The organism is Streptomyces sp. NBC_00513 (genome assembly GCF_041431415.1).
Classification (GTDB): domain Bacteria; phylum Actinomycetota; class Actinomycetes; order Streptomycetales; family Streptomycetaceae; genus Streptomyces.
In genome coordinates, this window is record NZ_CP107845.1 from 393,621 (window position 1) to 414,999 (window position 21,379).

Annotated in this window: 20 protein-coding genes and 1 pseudogene; 13 read left to right on the forward strand and 8 right to left on the reverse strand. The window is 69.7% G+C overall.

Going from position 1 to position 21,379, the window contains the following annotated elements:
* Positions 1-7 precede the first annotated feature (7 nt).
* The gene (locus tag OHA84_RS01975; RefSeq protein WP_266976702.1) at positions 8-256 is read right to left on the reverse strand and encodes a hypothetical protein; all 249 of its coding nucleotides are present in this window, start codon (positions 254-256) and stop codon (positions 8-10) included.
* An 85-nt stretch (positions 257-341) separates the two neighbouring features.
* Between OHA84_RS01975 and OHA84_RS01980 the strand changes: the two are divergent.
* Positions 342-521, forward strand: a pseudogene (locus OHA84_RS01980) (undecaprenyl diphosphate synthase family protein); the annotation flags it as partial.
* Between the two features lie 71 nt (positions 522-592).
* Here OHA84_RS01980 and OHA84_RS01985 read toward each other — a convergent pair.
* The gene (locus tag OHA84_RS01985) at positions 593-2,047 is read right to left on the reverse strand and encodes an oxygenase MpaB family protein (RefSeq protein WP_266976700.1); all 1,455 of its coding nucleotides are present in this window, start codon (positions 2,045-2,047) and stop codon (positions 593-595) included.
* Between the two features lie 884 nt (positions 2,048-2,931).
* On the opposite strand from OHA84_RS01985, the gene OHA84_RS01990 reads away from it, so the two are divergent.
* The 6 genes from OHA84_RS01990 (at position 2,932) to OHA84_RS02015 (ending at position 8,541) form a co-directional block, all read left to right on the forward strand.
* Positions 2,932-3,993: a hypothetical protein gene (locus tag OHA84_RS01990; RefSeq protein WP_266976698.1), complete on the forward strand. Its 1,062-nt coding sequence runs from the start codon at positions 2,932-2,934 to the stop codon at positions 3,991-3,993.
* A gap of 426 nt (positions 3,994-4,419) precedes the next feature.
* Complete coding sequence (locus tag OHA84_RS01995) at positions 4,420-4,968, forward strand: GNAT family N-acetyltransferase (protein ID WP_266976696.1); 549 nt, start codon at positions 4,420-4,422, stop codon at positions 4,966-4,968.
* Between the two features lie 313 nt (positions 4,969-5,281).
* A complete protein-coding gene (locus OHA84_RS02000) occupies positions 5,282-5,926 on the forward strand; it encodes a GAP family protein (protein ID WP_266976856.1) in 645 nt (214 codons plus the stop codon).
* Positions 5,927-6,249: 323 nt separating this feature from the next.
* Positions 6,250-6,678 carry an Rrf2 family transcriptional regulator gene (locus OHA84_RS02005; RefSeq protein ID WP_266976694.1) on the forward strand — a complete coding sequence of 143 codons (429 nt, stop codon included), beginning with the start codon at positions 6,250-6,252 and terminating at the stop codon, positions 6,676-6,678.
* Between the two features lie 113 nt (positions 6,679-6,791).
* Positions 6,792-7,994: an MFS transporter gene (locus tag OHA84_RS02010; protein ID WP_266976692.1), complete on the forward strand. Its 1,203-nt coding sequence runs from the start codon at positions 6,792-6,794 to the stop codon at positions 7,992-7,994.
* A 43-nt stretch (positions 7,995-8,037) separates the two neighbouring features.
* Positions 8,038-8,541, forward strand: coding sequence for a GNAT family N-acetyltransferase (locus OHA84_RS02015; protein ID WP_266976690.1), 504 nt, complete (start codon positions 8,038-8,040; stop codon positions 8,539-8,541).
* Between the two features lie 21 nt (positions 8,542-8,562).
* On the opposite strand, the gene OHA84_RS02020 is transcribed toward OHA84_RS02015, so the two are convergent.
* Complete coding sequence (locus OHA84_RS02020; RefSeq protein WP_266976688.1) at positions 8,563-9,048, reverse strand: hypothetical protein; 486 nt, start codon at positions 9,046-9,048, stop codon at positions 8,563-8,565.
* Positions 9,049-9,301: 253 nt separating this feature from the next.
* On the opposite strand from OHA84_RS02020, the gene OHA84_RS02025 reads away from it, so the two are divergent.
* The gene (locus OHA84_RS02025; protein WP_266976686.1) at positions 9,302-9,547 is read left to right on the forward strand and encodes a hypothetical protein; all 246 of its coding nucleotides are present in this window, start codon (positions 9,302-9,304) and stop codon (positions 9,545-9,547) included.
* A gap of 7 nt (positions 9,548-9,554) precedes the next feature.
* On the opposite strand, the gene OHA84_RS02030 is transcribed toward OHA84_RS02025, so the two are convergent.
* Complete coding sequence (locus OHA84_RS02030) at positions 9,555-9,932, reverse strand: HIT domain-containing protein (RefSeq protein ID WP_266976684.1); 378 nt, start codon at positions 9,930-9,932, stop codon at positions 9,555-9,557.
* A gap of 1,127 nt (positions 9,933-11,059) precedes the next feature.
* On the opposite strand from OHA84_RS02030, the gene OHA84_RS02035 reads away from it, so the two are divergent.
* Complete coding sequence (locus OHA84_RS02035) at positions 11,060-12,040, forward strand: GlxA family transcriptional regulator (protein ID WP_266976682.1); 981 nt, start codon at positions 11,060-11,062, stop codon at positions 12,038-12,040.
* 92 nt (positions 12,041-12,132) lie between these two features.
* On the forward strand, positions 12,133-12,882 hold the full coding sequence (locus tag OHA84_RS02040; RefSeq protein ID WP_266976680.1) for an MBL fold metallo-hydrolase: 750 nt from the start codon (positions 12,133-12,135) through the stop codon (positions 12,880-12,882).
* 419 nt (positions 12,883-13,301) lie between these two features.
* Here OHA84_RS02040 and OHA84_RS02045 read toward each other — a convergent pair whose 3' ends face one another.
* Both OHA84_RS02045 and OHA84_RS02050 read right to left on the reverse strand, forming a co-directional pair.
* On the reverse strand, positions 13,302-14,072 hold the full coding sequence (locus OHA84_RS02045; RefSeq protein ID WP_266976678.1) for an SDR family oxidoreductase: 771 nt from the start codon (positions 14,070-14,072) through the stop codon (positions 13,302-13,304).
* The gene (locus tag OHA84_RS02050) at positions 14,069-14,683 is read right to left on the reverse strand and encodes an SgcJ/EcaC family oxidoreductase (RefSeq protein WP_266976676.1); all 615 of its coding nucleotides are present in this window, start codon (positions 14,681-14,683) and stop codon (positions 14,069-14,071) included. Before OHA84_RS02050 ends, OHA84_RS02045 begins: the two co-directional genes overlap by 4 nt.
* Before the next feature lie 128 nt (positions 14,684-14,811).
* Between OHA84_RS02050 and OHA84_RS02055 the strand changes: the two genes are divergently transcribed.
* On the forward strand, positions 14,812-15,288 hold the full coding sequence (locus OHA84_RS02055; protein ID WP_053683857.1) for a MarR family winged helix-turn-helix transcriptional regulator: 477 nt from the start codon (positions 14,812-14,814) through the stop codon (positions 15,286-15,288).
* A gap of 225 nt (positions 15,289-15,513) precedes the next feature.
* On the opposite strand, the gene OHA84_RS02060 is transcribed toward OHA84_RS02055, so the two are convergent.
* On the reverse strand, positions 15,514-17,067 hold the full coding sequence (locus OHA84_RS02060) for an RICIN domain-containing protein (RefSeq protein WP_266976674.1): 1,554 nt from the start codon (positions 17,065-17,067) through the stop codon (positions 15,514-15,516).
* 456 nt (positions 17,068-17,523) lie between these two features.
* Between OHA84_RS02060 and OHA84_RS02065 the strand changes: the two genes are divergently transcribed.
* Together OHA84_RS02065 and OHA84_RS02070 are read left to right on the forward strand one after the other, a co-directional pair.
* A protein-coding gene (locus tag OHA84_RS02065) for an IS5 family transposase (RefSeq protein ID WP_266969670.1) occupies positions 17,524-18,332 on the forward strand; the annotation gives its coding sequence in 2 pieces (ribosomal slippage) (positions 17,524-17,863 and positions 17,863-18,332; 810 coding nt in all).
* Between the two features lie 140 nt (positions 18,333-18,472).
* Positions 18,473-18,922 (forward strand): DUF5958 family protein, encoded by a 450-nt coding sequence (locus OHA84_RS02070; RefSeq protein ID WP_371591299.1) that lies wholly within the window; start codon positions 18,473-18,475, stop codon positions 18,920-18,922.
* A gap of 736 nt (positions 18,923-19,658) precedes the next feature.
* On the opposite strand, the gene OHA84_RS02075 is transcribed toward OHA84_RS02070, so the two are convergent.
* The gene (locus OHA84_RS02075) at positions 19,659-21,281 is read right to left on the reverse strand and encodes an MFS transporter (RefSeq protein ID WP_371591300.1); all 1,623 of its coding nucleotides are present in this window, start codon (positions 21,279-21,281) and stop codon (positions 19,659-19,661) included.
* Positions 21,282-21,379 lie beyond the last annotated feature (98 nt).

Consider the following 21,379-nt stretch of genomic DNA (forward strand, 5'->3'; position numbering starts at 1 on the left):
TCACGACTCAGTACAGGCCCTGGCAGCCTCCTGCCAGCCGCTGCTCGACGCTCCGGGTGTGGGAAGGACGCTTGAGATCCCACCGCCGAAGAGCCGCATCGTCTGCCTGCTGCACTTCGCAAAGACCGTGGGCAGCCGGAGCCGGGACGGGCAGTGTGCGGGGGTACGCGAACGGCCCGGTTCCCTTGTCCACGTGGTGCACGACAGCGTGATCGAAGGTCTCGTCCAGCATCTGCTCAAGTACGGCGGTATCCATGCCGCCCTTCCACCTCACTCGGTAAGACCTTCGACAACGAGATGCACGGGTGCTGGACGCCGCTGCCCTCAGAGATCGCCCGGACAAGTCCCACACCGACTTCATCATCCGCACCTCGGGCGAGCAGCGGCTGTCCGGGTTCCTGCTCTGGCAATCCGCCCACGCCGAGATGCACTGGGTCGACTGCTACTGGCCGGCCTTCCGCCGGGCGGACTTCCTGCGCGCGCTTCGGTCCTACGGTGGGCGCGAGCGCAGGTTCGGCAAGCAGCCCTACGGCAACTACGGCAACGGACCATCACGGAGGGCCTGTTCACGGAGGGCACGGCAGGTCCCCCGCTATGGGCGTCCGAGGAGTTGACTGCCGGCCGTGTTGTCGGTGCGGGCGGTGAAGTAGTCGGTGAAGGCCTGGACGAACTCCTCTTCGGTGATGCGGCCGTCGCCATCGTGGTCGAGCCGGCGGAAGCCGTGGTTGAGTTCGGCGGGGTGGACCCGGGAGCCGCCGAAGATCGTGCGGTACTCGTCGGCGCACAGGTATCCGCTGCCGTCAACGTCCACCGCGTGGAAGACCGCCCGCACCGCGACTTGCAGGCCCTGCTCAAGGTAGGACGGCTCGGTGTCGATCCCGGTGAGCATGGCGATGACGAACTCCTCGCAGGTCACCTGGCCGTCCCCATCGGCGTCCATGCCGGACCGCAGCTGCTGCCACCAGGTCTCGAAGGCGGCGTAGACGGGGGCTTCGCGTTCAGGGGTGAGTTCGAGCGGCCAGCACACGTTGTGCGCCATTGCCTGTAGATCGACCGAGGTGATGCGGCCGTCGCCGGTCTGGTCCAGTACCTGCCGGAAGAAGGTCCGCAGGCGCGCCGGGCGTGAATCGGCACCCTTGCGGCGGCGTGGTGCGGGGAACTGGACGGAGCGGGCCTCCGGCGCGGAAGGGCGGTCGGTGGGAGCGGTGGTAGCGGTGGGAGGCTGCGGAGTCGAGGGAATTCCGGCCAGCGGGGAGCGGTAGCGGCGGTGCTCGGGTAGCACGTTCATCAGGACGCGCATACCGCGGTGCAAGATGAGGGACAGCAGGGCCGCGCGGCGGGTGCGGGGCAGGCCGAAGCGCTCGCGGAAAGCTTCCGGCAGGTCCGCGACAGTCAGCGCACCGATCACGTGGGCGGCCACGGTGCGTACAAGCGGCCAGGCCGGCTTCAGACGCCCGAGACGGCGGGGTGCGGGGGCTTCACGGAGCATGTCGAAGAGCAGGTAGTGCACGGGTTCGCCGTATTCGAGGCGCTCACGGATCGTGTGGTCCATGTACGCGGGCACGTCGGCGGCCGTGGCTGGGAACAAGTCGTCGGGCAGGGCGAACTCGGAACACACGGCTCGGAATTCTCCGTACATCTGCTCCAGTTCAGGCGGCGTCAGTGGGCGTCCTGACAGTGCCCGCATCGCCGTCATGCACTCGTACAAGGTGACCAGCACCCACACCCGCACCGCGGGGTCCGCCGCCGTGAACGGCCTGCCCTGCTCGTCGGTCCCGGCCAGCCGGCGGTGCGTGCGCTCCAGGCGGGCGACCTCACGGCGCAGCCCTTCACGGTCGGAGAAGAACAGCCGCTTCCCGCTGTCCATCGTGTGCTCGATACGCCGCCACGGGTGCGCGCGGTAGGTGGAGAATTTGGACATGCCGGCGGCGACCGCCGGATCCGCGGTCTGCAGAACCAGCAGCCGCCACGCCACCAACCCGATCCGCCACTCCCCCAGCGTGCGCCGCAGCAGCGAATCAGGACCAGGAAGTTCAGCGCTAGTCAAGGGGACGTCTCCTCAAGTACGTGCACAGGAATGGGCAGGGGACGACCGGAAGAGGGATCATCCGGCTATCCGTCCAGCTCAACGGCCCTACCGGGATCCAGGAGCGGTCGGATTCCCGAGTTCACCCATCCGGGAAGCGCCTGCGGGCTCTACTGGGCGAACACGACACGATGGATGTCGGAGCCCATGATCAGGCGAGGGCCGAGTAATTGGGCTACCCATGGCCGCCGGTCTACCCGTAGTTCGTGTGAGCGGCAGGGATCGGCAAGGTTGGGCCCCTCCTGACCTCGGGGCGTCCATTCGCAACTTCCATCACCATGGGGAAACGTGACCGCGCCGGTGGGGAATGGTCCGAAGCCCTGCGGACGGAACCGCCCGTCAGCGCCGACGAGGGAGCCATCGGGCGGCCCGGTTCAGGAGGCGAGGTGGCAGGATGACGTGGTGTCCGATTCTCTCGGTGAACTGTGGCTGCGCGGCATCGCCTTCAACGCGGCGGCGCCCGCCGACGTGCTGATACGTCTCCTGGACGAAGCGGCCGGTGAGGCCGGCTTGCTGATGTGCGAGGGCCGCGATCTGCCCGCCGCCGTCATCGACGCGGCCCTACGCCACCCGGTCGAGCCGATCCGCCGCGCCCTCGCCCGCAACCTGCACGTCGACCCCACACGACTCGCTCCCCTGGCATCGGACCCTTCGGGACTCGTCCGTGCGCATCTCGCCCGCGGTCCCCGGCTCCAGCCCCGGTGGGTCCGGCCCCTGCCAAACGACATCCTCGTCACCTTCCTGACCGCCCAAGAGGGAGGCGAGGACGGCAGGGTCACCGAAAAGGACATCGTCGGGGAGAGCTCTGGTCCTCCCGGCAGGTCCCTCCGTCCTTCCCGCGGGACATGGCCGGTCACGACCACCCCGCACTCCGCCTGTACGCCGCCTTCCAGTGGCAGTCGCTCACCGCCGCGCAGCGCGATGCCCTGCTCGACGACCCCGATCCCGCCGTACGGGAAGCAGCCGGGGAGACCAACCGGCAGCTGGACCCGGAGGCGGTGGAGACCAAGCTGCCGTCCATCGGATCACGCCACGCGGTGTGGATGCTCGGCACCTGTGCCCTGTCAGCCGCGGTCGTCGAGCGGTGCTTCGCGGCCAACGAGGTGCGCCCGCTGGCCCGGAACCGCCATACCCCGGCCGACGCCCTCGCCCGGCTCGCCCGCCACCCCGATGTGGAGATCCGCAGGCTGGTCGCCACCCGGCCCGACCTGGGACCGGAGGCGGCGGCGGAACTGAGGCAGGATCCGGACGAGGACGTGCGGATGCGTGCCCGCCTCCAGCCCTCCATCCGTACCTGGGCCGAATTCGAGGCAGTCCAGAGTGTGGTCGATCACGGCCGCGACTGCACCTGCCCGATCACGGAGCCGGCCACCGAGCCGTCGCCCGACTGGTACGCCGCCTGCGCGGCGTCAGAACAACCGGTGCTCCGCCGGGTTGCGGCGCGCTGGCCCGGACTGCCCGCGAAGCTCGTCGGGGCACTGGCGCTGGACGATGACGAGGAGGTACGGATCCAGCTGGCCTGCCACCACCCACTGGCTCCGCCGCACCTCCTTCTGGACGTCTTCGTGACCCGCCCGGCCCACCGTCCGCACCTGCTGACCCTTCCCGCGTTTCCCCGCACCGGCCGGACCCACCTCATCGGCCACCCGGACCCCGAGGTACGCGCCCTGGCCGCGGCCGACGCCACCCTGCCCGAACCTCCGCTGGAAGACCCCGACGATGCGGTACGCCGGGCAGCCGCCGCCAACCCGACCCTGACACCGGAAACCCTGGAAACCCTCCTCACCGACCTGCGCACCGCAGAGGGCGCCGCGACCAACCCGTCCCTCCCCGTCCCCCGCATGCACGCACTCCTCGACCACTGCCTGAACGGCGCCGCCACCCCGCCGACTGCGGCCCGACGCTGAGAGACGACACCCACGTGGCGATCACGGGCATGGCAATCGCCGTCGGCCATCGACTGACGCCAACACGCCGGGCAAGTGTTTCCGAAACTCGGTTCTGGCACACATCCCGTGAGGACGATCAACGGCGTTCTGCCACGCTGACGTCGCGTCATCTGGGACCGTGGTGCGGGGTGATGACCTCTGGCCTCCTCCGGCGTTCCCGTGACCCGTGCGTCGCACACCACCTGGCGGGCAGGGCGGACTCGACGTCCGAGGGCACGGGGCCGTCACAGCGGTCGCCCTCGACCGGTACACAGCCCACCGCGACGGAGGGAGCGACGACGCCTGCGGCCTTCGAAAGCGACCACGGAGCGTTCCCGGCCCTCGTTTCGGACCGGGCGCGAAATTCGATTCACCCGCTACCCGTAGGCGCCCTAGCGTGGCCCCATGCTCCAGATACCGTCACGGGTCGAACTGCACCCGCTCACCCTCTCCGACCAGGACGAGTTCTGTACCCTCGTCCGGGCCAGTTCCGAACTGCACCTGCCGTGGATGCGACTGCCGACGAACGCGCAGGAGTTCCTGGACTGGATGCGCCGTTTCGACGACGGCTCCAACCAGGGCTTCCTGGTCCGCGTGCGCGACACGGGTGCGGCCGCCGGCACGGTCAACATCAACTCGATCATCCGGGGGCGCTACCAGGGCGCGTCCCTCGGTTACGCGGCCTTCGCCCCGTCGGCAGGGCAGGGGTACATGACCGAAGGGGTCGCCGCCACGATGCGGTACGCGTTCACCGATCTGCGGCTCCACCGGCTGGAGGCCGGCATCCAACCGGCGAACAAGGCATCTCTGGCCATCGTCCAACGGCTTGGCTTCCGGTACGAGGGGCTTGCGCCCGCCTACCTCTACATCGACGGCGCCTGGCGGGACCACGAACGCTGGTCCATCACCGCACCGAACCCCTGGACACCCGATCCGTCCCTTCCCGAGGTCTGAGAGCAAACGCAGACGAGGCGCACGGCAACCACGCCGGAGGGCGTGGACGTCTCCACGGGTGCCCTGGCACGGGCAGAACAGACAGCGAGCGGCCTCGGCGTTCAAGAGTCGCCCGGTCCACGGGATTCCCAAGGCCCGTACCCCCGGCGACCGGGTGTGCGGCGTTCGGGGACATGAGCGTGGCCGCTTGACCGGTCGGGCCTCGGCCCGCAGAGTCGGGATGCGGCGCCGTGAGAGCGCTGTCCGACCCCGCGCCTCGGTTCGCCCGTCTCAAGGCGGCCGATGCCCTGACCTTCCCGGAGTGACTGCGCTGATGGTTCTCGATCTGGTCGTGATCGGTACCGCCATCACGTTGGGACCCTTGCACAACAGCGCGTTCATCCTGCTGCTCTCCTCGCGACGTGGGGTCCACAAGGGCCTGGCGTTCCTCTTGTCGTGGCTCGCCAACCTGGTTGTGGTGATCGCATGCGTGTTGCTGCTGACCGGTGGGAATCCTCCGGCCCGCCACACCACCCCGTCGACCGCCGTTTCGTGTGCGAAACTCGCCATCGGCCTGGGGCTGATGCTCTATGGCGCGAAGCGGCGGCGCCGGCCACCCCGCCCGCATCACCCGCCGCGCTGGACCGCCAGGGTTGACGACGCCTCACTGGCCACGGCTGCCGGGCTGGCCTGGTTTCTCCAGCCCTGGGCGCTGGTCGGGGCCGGCGCCGCCACGGTCGTCGCCGCCGACCTCTCCTCCCTCACGGACTGGCTCGCACTGACCGGCTACTGCCTGCTGGCCACCCTCAGCCTCGTCGCCATGGAGATGTACAAGGTCTGGGCACCGGCGGCCGCGGAGGCCAGGCTGAACGGCCTGCGAACCTGGACCGAGCAGCACCAGGACCAGCTGATCGTCACGCTCTCCCTGCTCGTCGGCCTGTGGCTGACGGTGCGAAGCGTCTACGAGCTGGTGGTCTGATGTCGCGCCCTTCTCGTCCGCGACCGGGCTGCCCGGACGTGCGCGGTCGACCGGGCTGGGCTGGGCTGGGACCACTTTCGGAAGGTCCCACAACGCCCGCTCAACCGAAGTCAGTTCTCCTCGATGCCATCGACCCGGTCCCAGAACGGCCGTGTAGGTCAAGCACCTCGCCGACCGGACCCAGATAGTCCCACCGTGCCGATGATGAGGGTACCGGCGACGTCGTAGTGGCTGCGGACAGGACTGGACACGCACCGCCCTGTCGTAACAGAATTAGTTGCAACGGGATCGGCATCGGTCGCATCCAGGCAACGGGAGGTTCCATGAGTGCGAGCAGTCGCATGACCGTGGCCACGCACGCGTTGACCTGGATGGCGCTCGTCTGCCCCAAGCGGGTCGACGGCATCGTGACGTCCGATCAGATCGCCGACAGCGTCAACACCAACCCCGTCGTCATCCGCCGCATCCTCGGCAGCCTGCGCGACGCGGGCCTGGTCGTCTCGCAGCGCGGCCAGGGTGCGGGCTGGAGGCTGGCCCGCACCCCGGAGTCGATCACGCTGAGGGATGTCTACCTGGCCGTTGAGCCCGATCCGCTCATCGCGCTGCACGCCGCGACTCCCAACCAGAAGTGCCCCGTCGGACGCGGCATCCCGCCTGTGCTGCGGGAGACGTACAGCCGCGCGGAGGAGTCGATGAAGGCCGAACTGGCCGCGGTCACCGTCGCCGACGTACTGAGGGAGACGGTTGCCTGAAGCCAGGACCCCGCACTCCCGTCCCACCCGGCTGGTCCGCATGGACCGGCCTTTCTTCGGACCACTGTCGTAACCATCTCTGTTACATCCAAAGTCTTGGAGGTCCTTCCGTCGTGTACCGATCACTTGTGGTCCTTGCCACCGCGATGTTCGCCATAGGAACCGACAGCTTCGTCATCGCCGGCATCCTGCCGGATGCCGCGGACTCCCTCGATGTCCCCGTCGGCACCGCCGGCTGGCTGCTCACCGCCTACGCCTTGACCTACGCCGTGCTCGGTCCGGTCATGGCCGCCCTCACCGCGCGCCTGCCGCGCCGCACCCTGTTTCTCGCCGGGTTCGCGATCTTCACCGCGGGCAACCTCGTGACGGCCTTCGTCCCCGTCTTCGCCGTGGCCCTGGCCTCTCGGGCGGTCGCCGGGCTCGGCGGCGCCATGATCACCCCCGCCGCCGTCGCCGCAGCCGCCGCGCTCGCCCCACCGGAGCGTCGCGGCCGTGCCATCGCCACCGTCATGACGGGCCTCAGCGCCGCGACCGCACTCGGTGCGCCCATCGGCACGGCGCTCGGCAGCCTCACCGGCGATTGGCGTGCCACCATGTGGTTCGTCTCCGCTCTCGGAGTGTCAGCCGCCCTGGGTATCGCCCTGTTCCTGCCTTCGATCCCCACACCCCCGGCGGTCCCGTTGCGCACGCGTGTCGCCCCGCTCGCCGACCGCCGTATCGGTCTGGTCCTGCTGACCACTCTCCTCGCCTACACCGGCCTGTACACCGTCTACTCCTTCATCGGCGAAAGCCTCGACCGCGCCACCGGCGGCAGCGGCACAACCCTCGCCGCCCTGCTGCTCGTGTGGGGCCTGGCGGCCACCGTCGGAACACTCGCCTCGGGCACTCTGGTCGACCGCTTCGGCGATCGTCGCGTCATCAACACCTCGATCACCGTGGCCGCGATCGACTTCGCGCTGCTGCCGTGGACCAGTGCACACCTTCCCTCCGCCGTCGCGGCGCTCCTCGTATGGAGTGTTTGCGGATGGGGACTTCTCGCGCCTCAGACCCATCGCCTGATCACCGCCATGCCCACGGCAGCACCCCTGCTCACCGGTCTCGCCTCGGCCGCGGTCTACATCGGCGTCTCGGCTGCTCCTCTGGTCGGGCAGGCCGGGATGGCGTGGTTCGGCGCACACTGGCTCGGCGCCGTCGGCGCGGCGTTCATCGCACTCGGCCTCGTGGCGGCGGAGTCGGCCCACGCCGTCATCCGCCGACGCGGGACTGACGAGGTTTCCGCGGCACGAGCGCGACCGTTGCCGTTGCCGACCGAGTAGCGCACAGCCGACAACACCCGCGGACAGCAAGGACTGAACACCAGTGATCACCACGAAACGCCTCCGACTGCGCCCGCTCACCGACGCCGACACCGATTGGTGGGTACGACTCCACGCCGACAACGAGGTCAACCGATTCGTCGGCGGCTACACCCACCAGCAAGCCGCAGCGCGCCTGCGCGACATCCACCAGCAGTGGACCCGGCGCGGCCACGGGCTGTGCGCCGTCGAACTGAAAGGCACCGGCCTGGCGATGGGACGCTGCGGCCTGAACTGGTGGGAGCAGTTCGGCGAGACCGAGATCGGCTGGACCTTCGCCCGCACGCACTGGGGACGGGGCTACGCGACCGAAGCAGCCCAAGCCGTTCTCACCTGGGGTTTCGGCCCGCTGAGGCTGGAACGGATCACCGCCATGATCCACCACGGCAACACAGCCTCAGCCGCAGTCGCCCAGCGCCTCGGATTCGCGCCACTACGCGAGGACACCGTCCTCGGCCGACCGTGCACGGTCCATGCCCTGGACCGAGACGACTTCCCCTCTCCCTGAACGCCGCCCAAACAACGGCCCTCACTCAGTCACCGCGCCGGAAGCCGACCCACTGAGAGAGTCTGACGACGACTGCGAGTGATCCTCGGTGAGTTCACCGTCTCGTCCATGGTTCTCGGCGAGTGCGGTGGCACTGGCACCTTCACCGGCGTGTCGAAGCTGACCGTACACATCGTCGATCGGACCCCTGGCAACCTGACCTGTTCCCTGGAGAAACTCAGTGGGGCGGCGGGCCATTCGGGCGGCGCGCATGCCGATGCAGCAGACACCGGTGCCGTCCTGGAGAGCGGAGAACACCACAGGCATCCAGTCCTCGACGAAGGGACCGGCACCCGCCCCGGCGAATACCGTTTCCGAGATCGGGACCAGTCGCATCTCCATCGCCGGGGAGAGCCCTGCCATCCCGTCGACGAAGGCGTACACCAGGTGTCCTTCGCCGTCGCGTTCGGAGACGGTGATGGCGACACCCTCGCGCCGGTGTGTACCGGTGAAGGGTGTGATGTCCACGGCGGGCGGCCGGGCCGCGGGAGCGAAGGGCGCGGGCATCCCTACGCCGGCCAGTTCGTCGAGGAGCTCGTGCAGGAGGTCCGTGTAGAGGAGGCGCGAGCCGCGGCCGTTGGTCAGCAGGACGAAGGCGACCTCCGACTCCGGGACGACGCGCAGGAATCCGTACTGGCCGATGGTGGCGCCGCCGTGGTCGAAGCCCGGGACGCCGTTCCAGTCGTAGAGCGTCCAGCCAGCCCAGCCCCCTGCCGTCCTGGTGCCGCTGCCCGCCTCCGTCAGCCGGGGGGATCAACTCGACAACGCGCGTGCCTACGCCGCTCGGCACCCGGAGCGCTGCCGCGTCATCGCCGACGAGCAGCTGACCGACACCGGCGTACTCGTCCAAGCCCGCGCCGCCCTGTCCCTCGTCCCCCGCGGTGGACAGGTCGCCCGTCCCCGTCCGGAGGCCGCGGCCGATCGCATCGCCGATCTCGTCCTGCAGACGGCGGACCCGCGCCGGTAGCGCGGGGTCAGTCGTGGTTGCCGTACATGTCGCGGATCTCCGCCTCGCTCTCGCCCCGGTAGACGACGTGCCCGTGCTGGTGCTTGGACTCCTGGTACATGCCCAGGTTCGTCGTCACCGAGCACGACCCGTACTCCTTCTCCACACCGGCGGCCACCTCCCGTACCACCGCGACGACCTCGTGCAGCAGGTCCTCGCCGGAGTTGCCGAGATCGGTGAGCGAGGGGACGTGCTCTTTGGGGATCACCACGATGTGCACCGGGTACGAGGGGTTGGTGTGGTGGAAGGCCAGGACCCGTTCGGTCTCCTTCACCCGCTCGATGGGAACCGCGCCGGCCAGCGCCTGATGGCAGTAGAAGTCGGAGACGGTCGCGGTACCGGTCACAGGTACACACCTTCGCTAGGCAGAAAGTTTCGGCAGGGCGCCTGCCCGACGTGGTCGTCGGGCAGGCCCCGACGCCAGCGTAGCGATCAGCCAACTCGTAGCCGAATGGACTCAACACCATTTCCGCGAAGGGGTATTCGTGGACCGGGGATGGCTCACCCTCCAGGTGAACGGCCTCCGGAAATCCGTGTGGCCGTGGGTGAGGACGGCGGCCTGACGGACCGTGTGCTGCAACGACTCCCGCGCCGTCTTCACGAGGTTGCGGCGGGCGGCCTTCTCGGCCTCGCCGGTGAGCCGAGCGAGCCGTTAGTTCAGGACGGCGTCCAAAATCTCCTCCACCCAGTACCCAAGGCGGTGCCGGCGGCTGCAGAACCGTTTCGGGCGCCGCCACCGGCCGCGCCCGTCGAGCGGACGACGGCACTGTTTGCAGTGCTTCACACGTATCCGATCCCCCATGACCTGTGACTCTAGCGGCCAACCGGGTTGGCGGCCGCCGGGCCTTGGCCGGCGCCCGCAGGTTCCGACTGTCACACGCGGACTGCGCCCCACGAACCTCGGCAGTGCCCGGGCGTCGCGAAGAATCGACTCTCCGCCTCTTTCGGCGAGAGAACGGCTGTCAAGCACGCTCCGCAGAAGCGAGTTACTCCACGCCTGTCGTCCCGCGAATCCTCCTCGGCCGACGCCTCGCTCGGTGAACAGGAGCGCCCGGTGTCCGTCGAACTTCTACTCGAAAGCAGCGCCGCCCGCCGGCACACCGGGGCCCGGCACCACCTCCGCGGCCCGCGCCCGCATCGGCTCACCCTGGGAGGCGTGCCACCCGGAGAGGCGTGAGGGTGGGGCCGGGGCCGACGGCTGGGATACTCCGCACGCTTGTCCGCAAGCACCCGTGATGCGGACCCACCGGATGCGCGTATACGGCCGCAGGGACTTCGCGTCGGCCAGGGCTCGTCTGGCACGGCGCCTCGGCTGCGTCCTCAAGCCCGGGGCTCGCGGCTTGCTCATCGCCCGCCCGACGCGGGTCGGCGGAACTCCTCGGGCGTGGCAAGGCCACCCCCGGCGGGGCGATGGCAAGATCTGAGACAACCTCGTCATTGTGGACACGGGTGCGCGGAGGCGAGGATCGGTGCATGCCCGCACCCCACCGCGTCGTCATCGTCGCCTTCCCCGGCGTGGAACTCCTGGACGTCACAGGGCCCGCCGAGGTCTTCTCGGTCGCCTCCCGGGTGACCGACGGCGAACGCCCCCGTTACACCGTTGAGATCGCGTCGGCGAACGGGGGCGCCGTGGCCACTTCCAGTGGCGTCCGGCTGCTCGCGGACCTGCGCCTCGACGAGGTGGCCGGCCGCGTCGACACCCTGCTGGTGTCCGGCGCGGTCGTCCACCCGAAGGAGGGCGGGACCCGGGCCGTCGTCGATCCCGTGGTCACCGACTGGCTTCGTACGGCGGTGCCTCGGGCGGGCCGCACCGGATCGGTGTGCGCCGGCGCCCACCTCCTTGCGGCCGCGGGCCTGCTGAACGGTCGGTCCGCCACAACGCACTGGCTCACCTCGGCGCAACTGGCCGCCGAGTACCCGGAAATCAGCGTGGACCCCGATTCGATCTTCGTCCGCTCCGGCTCTGTGTGGACCTGCGCAGGAATCACCTCGGGGATGGACATGGCGCTGGCGATGGTCGCCGAGGACCACGGACACGCCTTGGCGCTCGCGACCGCCCGCGTGATGGTGATGTACGTCAAACGCTCCGGCGGTCAGAGCCAGTTCAGCGTGCCGCTCTCCGTCCAGGAACCGACCTGCGACCGCATCGGCGAACTGCGCCAGTGGATCACGGAACACCCCGAAGCGGACCTCTCCGCCGAGGCGCTCGCCCAGCGGGTCAGCCTCAGCCCACGTCATTTCTCACGACTGTTCGCGCAACGCACCGGCACCACGCCCGCCGCGTACGTGGAATCCGCCCGACTGGAGACCGCCCGCCGGCTCCTCGAAGAAGGCGATGCCGGCCTGCCGCAGATCGCCGCCGCCAGCGGGCTCGGTTCCCTCCAGACCCTCCATCGGGCCTTTCAACGGCATCTCGGAACCACGCCGGCCGAATATCGCCGTCGCTTCCGCTGAAGCCCTATCTCCCCCTCTCTCCCTCTCCCCCGCCCCAACGCCCCGTGGACGCCGAGGCATGCCCGCGCGCGGTCCCTGAATGGAAGTCCACCATGTCCCGCACGAAGATCATTCCGATTCCGGTGCTCGGCAAGCACGCGGTCAACGCCTATCTCCTGCTCGGCCGCCGTCCCGTCCTCGTCGACGCCGGAACACCCGGCAGCGGACGCATGATCCGCGACCGGATCGCCGGGCACGGCGTCGACCCCTCCGCCCTCGCCCTGATCGTCATCACGCACGGCCACATCGACCACTTCGGCTCCGCGGCTGAGCTCCACCACCTCACCGGCGCCCCGGTCGCCGGCCACGTCGCCGACCTCGAACCCTTCCGCACCGGCCGGGCCCGCATGCCCCATCTGCCGACCGGACCCATGGGCCGCCTGATGAACCGCAACCGCAAGCTGCACGTCCCAGCCGACCCCTTCGAACCCGGGATACTGGTCGACGGTGAGACCGACCTGGCCGACTTCGGGCTCCACGCCCGGATCATGCCCACCCCCGGCCACACCGCGGGCTCCGTCTCCGTCCTCACCGACGACGGCAACCTCGTGGCGGGCGACCTCGTCGCCAACTCCTTCATGGGCCTCATCCCCGGCAAGCCGGCCAACCCGCCCTTCCACGACGACCCCCTGCACAACCTGGCCAGCCTGCGGGCCATGCTCGCCCTCAACCCCACGAAACTCCACGTCGGCCACGGCACCCCACTCGACCCCCAACGCGTCCACCGCTGGGCGGAACGGGAACAGCGGCGCCTGGCCGCTCGGGCGAACCGGGGCCGCCTGCGAACCCGCACCACGAGCTGACACGAGCGATTCGCGCACACTCTGCTCCTCACCGTCCCGGCGAGCGGCATCATGGGCGCGTCAGAACCGCGAAACGTACGTGACCGACCGGGCGGCGACAGCGGATCATCTGGCGGGCCACGTCGCCATCGTCGCCTCGGCTTGCGCCACGGGACGCCCCTGGCGCGCCCATTCACCACCGCTACCGGCGACGCGAGGAACACCTGGACGTCCCCTACGAGCCCGTCCGGCAGGAGGGCGCATACCCGTTCGGGCGCCGGCTTGCCGATCAACGCCGCACCCCCGGGGCCTGGGCCTCGGGTGAGGCGGGTTCTTCGCCGGACTGGAAACCCATCGTGATCGTGCGGTTCATCGGCGCCCCCCTGAAGGGCCGCGTGCCGGCCGCGGCCCCGGCCTCAGCGCCCGGCCTGCACGGAACGTCAGCCGCGAGGTCCCTGCGGAACAGTGGCCCCCGGCCCATCCGCGAGGAGGGAGAGGGTCGTGGTGCGCGGGAGGTACCGGGTCACTGCGGCGAGGAGGGCGTTGACCCGGCCGGGGACGACGGTGGGGCGACGGCGTCGGCGCAGGGCGGTGAGGGCGGCGACGACGACCGCCTCGGGGGTCCGGACCAGGGCGGCCGGGATGTCGGAGTGCAGGCCGGGGCGGGTCGCGGTCGGCCCGGGACAGAGGGCCATCACGTACACCCCGCGCGGCCTTTGCTCGTACCAGAGCGCCTCGGAGAACGACGCGACCAAGGCCTTGGTCGCACTGTAGACGGCTTGGCCGGGTTGCGGGGCGAAGGCCAGGGTGGAGGCGACGTTGACCAGGGCCGCGCCGTGGCGGGCGGTGGCGAGGAAGGCGTGCGCGAGGGCAACGACCGCCTCGCAGTTCAGGCGCAGTGCGGGCAGGGCCTGGTCGAGGGGCGTGTCGGCGAAGGGGCCCGGGCGGGCGAGGCCGGCGTTGTTGATCAGCAGGTCGTAGGGAGTGGCCGTCAACGCGTCCACCACGGTGCGCACCCCGTCGGGGGTGGCGAGGTCGGCCACGAGGTAGTCGTGTTCGCCGTCGGATCCACCGGGGCCGAGTTCGGTCATGAGGGCCCGCAGGTGCCGCTCGGTGCGGGCAACCGCGGTCACGGTGTGGCCCTCGGCAGCCAGTGCGAGGGCGAAGGCGCGGCCGATGCCTTCGGTGGCGCCGGTGATCAGGGCGGTCATTTCTCCGCCTTGGGGGCCGTGGCGGGCGAGTAGAGGAAGGAGAAGCGCTCCATCACGTTCTGGCGCTGCGTGTTGTGGAAGGCGGCGATGCGCCAGGCGCCGTCGGTGTCGCGGACCAGGGTGTACGTCTGGACTTTGGACAGGTCGGCGAGACCGGGCTTGCCGCCGGTGTAGTCGTCGCCGCGGCCGGTCAGGACGGCCGCGTCCTTTCCGAGGAAGCGCAGGTCGAGGTAACTCGCGGCGAGCTTGGTGCCCTTGACGAAGCCCTTGAAGAGGGCGCGGTGCGCCTCGGTGATGTCGGCGCGGCCCTGGTAGTGGCTGCCGATGTACGTGGTGTAGGTGCCGTCCTCGGTGAACAGGCGGCCGTACGCCTCCGCGTCACCACGGGCCCAGGCGTCGATGAGGGCGTCGAGGGTGGCACAGATGGCCTCGCCGTCGGCGGTGTTCGCGCCCGCCGGGATGACGTCGGCGCAGTTCTCCTTGCCGGTGCGCCGTATGCCGGAGGTGGTGTCGAGGTAGAGGTACGCGGCGGCGGCGCCGAACGCGAGGACGGCGGCGGTGGCGAGGGCGGCGCGCTTGACCGTCTTCTTGTTCACGGGCTTCTTGTTCACGGGAATGCCTCTCGGTCGACGGAACGGTCGGATGACGGCAGCCGCCGCGTTGACTACACTGGCGCAACAACTGCACACGTGCATTATCTGCATGCATGCAGATAAATGGCAAGGGGAAAGGTGACGCGATGACGGAACAGGAGCAGGGCGACCGGCGGGCGGTCTTCCGGGAGTACGTCGATGCCGTGGGGCTGCACGGCATGGCGGGTGCGGAGGCCGCGGGCCTCCAGGCGTCCGAGTGGTACGCCCTGAGCCGCATCACCCTGGCGGGCGGGCTCACCTCCGGCGAACTCGCGGTCGGGACGGGGCTCACCACCGGGGCGACGACACGGCTGATCGACCGGCTGGAGCGCGCCGGGTACGTACGCCGCACCGCGGACCCGGCCGACCGGCGCAAGGTCGTGGTCGAAGCGGTGCCGGACGCACTGTCGGGCGTCGAGGCGGCGGTGGGCCCGGCCCGCAAGCGGATCGGCGAGGTCCTCGCCGGCTACACGCCGGACCAACTTGACCTGCTCTTCGACTACTTCTCCCGCGCGGCCCCCGCGTTCCGCGAGGCGACGGAGGAGATCCGCGCCTCGACACAGGAGCGCAAAGGCGGCCGATAGGGGCGGGCCCCATGGCCTGCGAGCCGTAGGCCGGGCTCGCGAAGGCGCGCGCACGCCTCGGACCGGTGGCCGCCCTGGCGCTCACCGCGCCAGGGCCCCCGAGCCGCGGTGCTCGCCACCACCCAGGGCAACCACTGCGCTCCGGGCGGACACTGACGTGAGGTCACACCAGTCGGTCACTTCCGCCCGCACCTCAGATCGGGAACGTCGGCACGTTGAGGGCGGTCAGTTGAGCGCGGCCCAGTTCTGGGTGTTCGCGTTGCCGGCGGGCTTGGCGGTGACGGAAGCGCCGGGGGCGACGGGGGCGCTGTCGAGGGAGTAGCCGGTCGCCGGGTTGGTGATCGTCAGGGTGCCGCTGCTGTTCTGGGTGACCTTCCAGCCCTGGCCCGGATTGGAGGAGTTGACGGCCCGCAGGATGGCGGGGGCGCCGGCGGTGGCGGGTGCGGTCAGCACGAGGTGGTCCGGGCAGCCATCGATGAGCTTCGCCGTGCCGTCCCCGTTCGCGACCAGCGTCCACTGCTGCTTGTTGCGCGTGGCGTCATAGGTGGCGAGGGTGGCCGGGGAGCTGCCGGAGGCGCCGCACTGGTCGGCGCGTTCCAGGGCCAGGCCACCGCCGTTGGTGAGGACGTGGGTACGGCCGTCGCCCACGATCGTGGGGCCGTAGTTGACGGCGTGGGCGGCCAGGGCGGTGAGCGCGGCGCCGGTGGTGGCCAGCGGCGGGTTGACGGCGGGCCGCCCGGTCTGGAAGTAGTCGGCGAAGGTGGCGGGCCGGCGCGCGGTCATCACGCTGACGGTCCTGTTCCAGCCGCCGTCGACGTTGTTCCACAGATCCAGCAGCGCGCCGTCAACGTTGCCTTGGACCTGGTCCCCGGTGTGCCAACCGGTGGTGTACGTGAAGTTCTGGCTGCTGCCGTCGGGCCACACGTAGCGGTAGTCCTTCAGGAGGTAGGCGGCTACGGAGTCGGCGAAGCCCTCGGTCCAGGAACAGCTGCCGGAGCTCGCCTGGTCGATGAAGTGCGGGTTGCAGCCGGTGACCGCCGGGAACTGCCCGTTGTAGAGACGGTGCTGGAAGAAGTGGCCGGCCTCGTGGAGCACGGTGTGCTCGGAGTCGGGGTCGGCGGCTGCGAGGTGGACGGTGTTGGCCAGGTCGTAGGACGGGCCATCGGCCGAGTTGGCGGCCCACCGGATGTTCAGTTCGGTGCAGGCGTTGCTGTTCGCCTCGTGGGTGGACCAACAGTCGCTGACGGGGTTGTTGCGGGCCCACCACAGGATGTTGATGGTGTCGAATGCATGCCAAGCCCGGGCGTTGGACGCCTTGAGGGTGCCCAGGTCGGCGCCGGCGGCAAGGTCCGTCTTGGTGGGCGAGTCGAACGTGTACACGGTGCCGTTGCCGTCCCTGACCTTCCACAGCTTGGTGCTCTCGGTGCTGAACCGCACCCACATGCTGCTCATCGTGGCGGTGGTGGGGGTGTAGCAGAGGTTGAATCCTCCGCCGGCGACAGCGGTGTACTGGTAGTCGGCGGTGAGCCGGCGCGGAGTGTCGGTGGACTTCTCCTTGCCCCACAGCTGGACGTTCGCGTTGCGGACCGGCTTGGTCAGCGAGGGCTTGCCCCGGCCGGCCTCGGCCGACTGGTAGTCGTACTGAAGCTTGCCGCTCAGGCAGATGGGGGACGCAGCCGCGGCGCTGGGCGCCGTCAGCGGAACAACGGCGGCGGCGGCGGCGAGCAAGGCGGTGCTCATGGCGGCGAAGCCGCGCGGCAGCCGAATTCCGATGGCCACAGGGTTTCCTCTCATGAGGGCGTTTCAAAGCCCTGCCGGTGCGGGCCGATGCCGTGCGATCCGGGCCGGCCCGTCACGAACGCAGCGAAACTCCGGGCCAACAGGTGACCTTGCCAAGTCGCCCTGGACCAGCGGAGTTTCGACGCACTGCCAGTCTTCCACCGTCTGCCTCGTCAACTTGCCCGCTCCAGACGGTGCGGCGGGCTGCCGCCGATGGAGCGGTTGCGGGAGCTGCCCAGTCCGCGTCGGCGGCACAGCGCGTTTCACCCGTTCGTGGCGTGGCGGACTCAGACAGCTCCCCCGGCAGCCCAGTACCGGGTCGGCGGCCTCGTCGATCGCCCCCGTCGGCGGAAACGGGCGAAGGCGCGTCCCCATTGCGGCGGCTTACTGATAGTTTCAGAATGAGATTCGTTGAGGGGCTTGGCAGTTGGGTATCGTGTCGGCAGGATCTGGGGTGTGTCTGCTGATCTCGTGCCTGATGACCTGTGGGAACGTGTGGCCCCGTTACTGCCGGAACGTCCACCTCGCCGGCACCGGTATCCGGGGCGTCGGCCGGTGGACGATCGTGCGGCGTTGAGGGCCATCGTTTACGTGCTGTGCAAGAGCGTGAGCTGGCGGGACGTTCCAGCCGAGCGGTTCGGCTGCAGTGGTGTGACGGCCTGGCGTCGGCTTCGGGACTGGACCGAGGCCGGAGTGTGGCCCCGCCTCCACGAAGTCCTCCTGGCCGAGCTCCGGGCGGCCGGGCTGCTGGACATGGATGACGTTGCGATCGACGCCTCGCACGTCAGAGCCCTCAAAGGGGGGCTCACACCGGACCTTCGCCGGTCGACCGTGCCCGCCCCGGCAGCAAGCACCACCTCATCGTCGACCGCCACGGAACCCCACTCATCGTCTCCCTGACCAGTGGAAACCGTCACGACGTCACCCAGCTCATGCCCCTGCTGGACGCGATACCCCGCATCCGCGGGCTTCGAGGACGGCCACGTCACCGGCCCCGCCGGCTCTTCGCCGACCGCGGCTACGACTTCGACAAGTACCGGCGCCTGCTCAGAGCCCGCGGGATCACACCCAAGATCGCCCGACGCGGCACACTTCACGGATCCGGCCTGGGCAAGACCCGCTGGGTCGTCGAGCGAACCTTCGCCTGGCTGCACCAGTTCAAACGACTCCGCATCCGCTACGAGATACGAGCCGACCTCCACCTCGGCCTGCTCCAACTGGCCTGCAGCATCATCTGCTTACGCCGACTCCGAACCTCATTCTGAAACCATCAGTTAGCGTGAAGAGGACGGCGGGGCCGGGTCCACAGCCCCTCTTCCGACGCCGCGGCCTCGTAGCCTCCCTTTGCGAGGCGCCCTCGGCCGGCCGGGCGGGCAGGGGGCAGCGGGCAGGCGGCCATCGACCAGTGGCTCGCGGGCAGCCCCAGCACTCGCTACGAGCCACGCGACTTCCTCGTCTGGGCGGCCCGGCGCGGCCACAGCCGCGACCTCCTGGTGCCACATCACACCAAGGCCGAACCGCAGGGCTCGACGACGACTCGCACTGCTGCGGGGATCTGTGCGGACACTGCATGCAAGCCCGCGCAACGGAGGAGGACGGGCCCGAGAGCGTGCGACGCGCGGGCCTTCGGCCGACGTATACCCCAGCGGTGCTGATCACGCGCGGGCAGCTGAACGTACAGCTGGCAAAGATCATCAATCTGCCGCAGGACGAGCGTGTGAAGTCCTTTCGCCTGTTGGTCGCGCTACTGGGGGTGGCGGACAAGCGTCGCCGGGAGCGGTTCTGCGCGGACTGGTGTGGTCACGCCTGGCACCAGTTGGCGGGTGGAACCGTTTTGGGAGCGGCCACCGCGTGATCATCAAAGGTTGTGTGGACTTCTGAAGATGGTGCAATGGCCGCGGGCCATGGCGTAGACCCGCTCGTTGGCGGGCGATGTTCGACCAGGCCATGGCCCGCATAGCAGGCCGGTTCCGGCGGGTCGAGCCTAGAGCGACAGCGCGGGCGTTCGTACTCGGACTACTGTCCGGCGTCGAGCGCAAGAACTGCCGGCAGCTGGCTGAGGAAGCCGGCCATTCCCGCCCCGGCGCGATGCAGCGGCTGCTGCGAAACGCGAGCTGGGATGCCGACGAGGTACGCGACGATGTCGACGAGAGTCCGCCTTGCTCGGTGTCGAAGGCCTCGGCAATGCCCGGCCTGCTGACGGCTTCGCGGAAGGCCGCGGTGGCCCGGCCGAGGGCGGGCTGGTTCTCTTCCTCGATGGCCAGTTCGGCCAGGTAGGCACGGACGCTCTTGCCGTGAGCGGCCGCGAGGGTGGCGAGGCGGTCTCGGGTCTCGGGTCTCGGAGCCGATCTCCACGGTTGCATCTGCCATGCCCCGAGTAGGCACCCATGAATGCCTTCTGAATGCCCGCGATGGCCGGTCACCGGCGGCCGACGTTCGCCGACCGGCAGGGGGATGCCTTGAGTCGGTGCGGCCGGTGATGAGGACCATCGGATCGGCCGCTCCTGGGCGTCAGGACCGACTGCCACGGGGTGTGGAGGGGCGTCACGTCGCGCACGACACGGCCGGCGACCGGCTGACCGGCCGACCTCTCAGGCTCCCGGTCCGCTCGGTCTCTCGGTGGCGGCGGTGGTGGAGTCCTCGGTGTAGTAGCGCCGCAGGAGTTCCCGCTCGGCATCCCGGTGCGGGTACTTGAAGAAGATCAACAGTGCACCCAGGGCGATGGCGCCCAGGCCGACGGTGTAAGCCCAGTCGTCGCCGTGGAGGAACGACTGGCGTGCTGCCGCGACGATCTGGTGAGCGTACTCGGGGTGCTGCTGGGCGACCTGCCCGGCAGAGGCGAACGACTTCGTCAGCTCGCTCTGGACCTGGTCCGACACCTCCTTACTCTCGGGAGAAGCGGCGATCGCCGCGCTGAAGGCCGAGGCGTAGCCGGCGATGAGGAGCACGCCCATGACGGACTGCATGATGGCCCCGCCGAGGTCCCGTTGCAGGTCCGCGGTGCCCGAGGCCATGCCGGCCCGTCGCACGGGCACAGATCCGGTCAGCGAGTGCGATGCGGGCGTCCCGGCGAAGCCGGCGCCGATGCCGATGAAGACGTAAGCGAGGCCGATCTGCCAGTAGCTGCTGTCCTCGTCCCAGAACAGCAGCATCCAGGCGAAGGCGAGGAAGAGGAACACGTAGCCGGTCAGCAGGGTCGTACGGGCGCCGTGTGTCTCGACCAGCTTCGCGGACCGTGGTGCCACGAGCACCATCATCACGACGAGGGGGAGGATGGCGGCGCCGGCTTCGACGGCGTCGTACTCGAGCACATTCTGCAGGTACTGCATGCTGATGAACGCCGACCCCATCATGGAGCCGAACACGATGATTCCCGCGCATGCGGCGACCCAGAACGTGCGCCGGCCGGCGATGTGGAGGTCGTACAGCGGGTTGGGTGCCCGACGCTGGCGCCAGATGAACGCCACCCCGGCGGCGAGGGCGACCACGACGAGGCCGACGGCCAGTGCCCCCTGGTTGGGGACGACGGCGAAGTTGATCCCCAGCACCAGTCCCGCGATCAGGAGGACGGACAGGATGCCGCCGAGGTTGTCCACCGGTTCGGCCGACTCGTTGGCGTGCGCGGGGATGAACAGCAGGGCCATGACCAGCGCGACCGCGGCGAGGGGCAGGGTGACCAGGAAGACCGACCCCCAGTAGAAGTGTTGGAGCAGCGCGCCCGCGATCACCGGCCCGAGCATGGAGATGCCGCCGCCCAGGGCCGACCACAGCGCGATCGACTTCGTCCGCCCCGGCCCCGCCCACAGGGCCGTGATCAGCGCCAGGGTCGTCGGGTAGGCCATGCCTGCCGAGACTCCGCCGAGGATCCGGGCCAGCACGAGGACGGTGTCGTTCGGCGCGTACGCCGCGAGCAGGCAGGCGGGAATGGACAGAGCGATACCGAGGAGCAGCAGCAGCTTGCGCCCGTGACGGTCGCCGACCGCACCCAGATAGAGCACCGATGCGGCCAGGCCGAGGGAGTACCCCACGGCGACCATGTTCAGGGCGGTCTGGGAGGAGTCGAAGGCCTTCCCGATCGCGGGCAGCGCCACGTTGGCCACAGACAGGTTCAAGTTGGCCACCGCGGCAACGATGATCAAGGACGCCAGAACGAGCGGCGCCCGCGCCGGGGCCTCACGCGGAACGTCGATGCGAGGCGCGCCGTTTTTCGACATGGAACCTCCGGGGCGAAGTGGGGCTTCGCGAGAGTCTTGCCTGATCCACCGTGCCGCACATCGCCCCATTGGGATGACACGCCACCGTCGCCGGCTCG

Bases quoted from the DNA above. Each gene is read 5' to 3' on its own strand.
- OHA84_RS01975 (WP_266976702.1), bottom strand. From the start codon at position 256: ATGGATACCGCCGTACTTGAGCAGATGCTGGACGAGACCTTCGATCAC.
- OHA84_RS01990 (WP_266976698.1), top strand. From the start codon at position 2,932: ATGGCCGGTCACGACCACCCCGCACTCCGCCTGTACGCCGCCTTCCAG.
- OHA84_RS01995 (WP_266976696.1), top strand. From the start codon at position 4,420: ATGCTCCAGATACCGTCACGGGTCGAACTGCACCCGCTCACCCTCTCC.
- OHA84_RS02000 (WP_266976856.1), top strand. From the start codon at position 5,282: ATGGTTCTCGATCTGGTCGTGATCGGTACCGCCATCACGTTGGGACCC.
- OHA84_RS02005 (WP_266976694.1), top strand. From the start codon at position 6,250: ATGAGTGCGAGCAGTCGCATGACCGTGGCCACGCACGCGTTGACCTGG.
- OHA84_RS02035 (WP_266976682.1), top strand. From the start codon at position 11,060: ATGCCCGCACCCCACCGCGTCGTCATCGTCGCCTTCCCCGGCGTGGAA.
- OHA84_RS02040 (WP_266976680.1), top strand. From the start codon at position 12,133: ATGTCCCGCACGAAGATCATTCCGATTCCGGTGCTCGGCAAGCACGCG.
- OHA84_RS02045 (WP_266976678.1), bottom strand. From the start codon at position 14,072: ATGACCGCCCTGATCACCGGCGCCACCGAAGGCATCGGCCGCGCCTTC.
- OHA84_RS02055 (WP_053683857.1), top strand. From the start codon at position 14,812: ATGACGGAACAGGAGCAGGGCGACCGGCGGGCGGTCTTCCGGGAGTAC.
- OHA84_RS02075 (WP_371591300.1), bottom strand. From the start codon at position 21,281: ATGTCGAAAAACGGCGCGCCTCGCATCGACGTTCCGCGTGAGGCCCCG.